Genomic DNA, 1,619 nt, shown 5'->3' on the forward strand with positions numbered 1-1,619 from the left:
CTCTTCGAACCGTCGTTGGATACGGCAGTCAACCCAAGAAACCTGATCGGGCGGCTGGTTTCCGCAAGGCTTATCTCGGTTCGCACTTTTCTCAGGCTATGGCTGTATCGGGATTGCGGAGATCTTGCCACTTGGTCGACAAGGCCCGATCTTCTGCCGATCGGCGGCAGTTCTCCGAGGCATTCGACGCCCAGATTGTCGCGGATCTGTCGTGGCGACCTTATGGTCCAGTCAAACGCGTGCCTTACAAACGCAAGTCCAATACCGAAAATGAGACCGGCAACCACCGCGAAGGCCAGCATCAACTTCGGCCTTGGAGCGCTCGGATTGAGCGGCGCCGTCGCAGCTGTGATGACCCTTGCATCGGCAACCGGATACGACTGTTGGCTTACCGAGTTGGTGTAGGCCTGCAAGAAGCTCTCGTACATCTTCTGGTAGGTTTCAGCCGTCACCTCAAGTTCTTCGAGCGTCGGCTCAGCACTCGTCCCGTCTGCTTTGGCTTCAATGCCGACGCTGTAGTCGTGCCGTGACCGGAACTGCTGCGCTTTTGCCATGGCCTCATTCATTTGAGTTCGCAGCTGCTGAAGCCGCATTTCCAGCCACGCGCCTCCTTCCTTGGCTGCGTCAGTCTTGGTTTCGATCTGCTCACGTACGAAGGCATCGGCCGTGGCGTTCGCAATCCTGGCTGCGCCCTCGGGATCAGGAGAGGTGAAGGATATGTCAATCGCGTAGGAAACGCCGACTCGGCGGACGTCGAGGCCGTTGCGGAAAACCAACATGCTCCGACGGAACTTCTGAAAATCGGTCAGCATGGGGGGTGCGGCAGGCTCGCTAAGAGCGAAATGCTGCAGCCAGGCGCTTTTCCGCAGCCCCAAGGCGTCAAGCAGGACAGCTCCGGTCTTCGTCAATCTGTCCCGCAAAGTCGGAGACTGGGAACGATTGAACTGCGCATCGTCGACGAGTTTCAACTGGTCGAGCACCATCGCTGCGATTTTTTCCGACTGCATTACAGCGATCTGGCTTTCCACCTGGGCAGTATCCAGTGACAGATCCACTTCGCCGCCCTCCTGCAGGTGTTGCGGCAATTTCGGCTCGATCAGAATCTGCGCGCTGGCGATGAAAGTTGGGTCGGTGCTCGAATTGTAAAACCCCGCCAACAAGAGAGCCATGGCAAGGAAGGCAATGATAGTTCCAGCGTAGCGGCGCAGAAATTCGGTAATGTCGGAGAGCCCAATGAACTCTTGGCCGGCGGAAGCCTGCTGGTCCGTCATCGAGGGCCATTGATTGGTGAACATGCGATTCATTCAGCTTCTCCTGCAGGCATACGCAGACACCCAGAGCAGCCCGCTCCATGCAGGCGGCCGTTGCATGCGGCCGGTCTTTGCATTGAAAGCCGAGGCCCCGCGATCCCAGACTGCTGCGGAAGATTACGCCCGTGATCCGGAAGGTAAATGCCGCCAATTGGCGTATGCGAAACTTAGGACCCGTGGGGCGGTAGAACGCGCGGCAGCGCTGCTCTCGCGGCGTCGACAAATGACGTCTGCTGTTCCAGCAAGGCCTGCCGTCCGCGGATGATCGCCAGGTTCTGCTCGAGAGTACCGATCTGCGCGGACATGCGT

General features: G+C 58.4%; 1 protein-coding gene. It reads right to left on the reverse strand.

Features of this window, described 5'->3' with window-relative positions; genetic code table 11:
- The coding region (locus EN884_RS35280) for a GNVR domain-containing protein (RefSeq protein ID WP_128361095.1) at positions 1–1,304 on the reverse strand (1,304 nt) is incomplete at its 3' end.
- Positions 1,305–1,619: the final 315 nt, after the last annotated feature.

The organism is Mesorhizobium sp. M7A.F.Ca.AU.001.01.1.1, from assembly GCF_004022735.1.
Lineage (GTDB): Bacteria > Pseudomonadota > Alphaproteobacteria > Rhizobiales > Rhizobiaceae > Mesorhizobium > Mesorhizobium ciceri.